General features: G+C 55.3%; 1 protein-coding gene. It reads right to left on the reverse strand.

The window, feature by feature from the left end:
• Positions 1-237 (reverse strand): major capsid family protein (locus LD028_RS09415; RefSeq protein ID WP_237811663.1); only part of this gene is annotated, 237 nt, incomplete at both ends.

The following is a 237-nucleotide window of genomic DNA, read 5'->3' on the forward strand; positions in this document are numbered from 1 at the left end:
TCAGCGGCACAGTCAGGTCAAAGTTTACGCGGTCCTCGTCGTTGACGTAAGCAACCATCCGGTCCGTGCCGCCTGTGCCGGCCCCTGCGCACCAACGGGAAGGAGCAATCACAAGATCAACACCCTGGTTCTTGCCGATGTTGTTATCAAGCAGGAACTGCAGGATGGAGATATTCCCGGCTTCGCTCACTTTGGTTCCAACGAGATACGCATACTGCTGCGGCGGAATCAAAATGT

The sequence above is a fragment of the Anoxybacillus sp. LAT27 genome, assembly GCF_022030075.1.
GTDB lineage: Bacteria > Bacillota > Bacilli > Bacillales > Anoxybacillaceae > Anoxybacillus > Anoxybacillus kestanbolensis.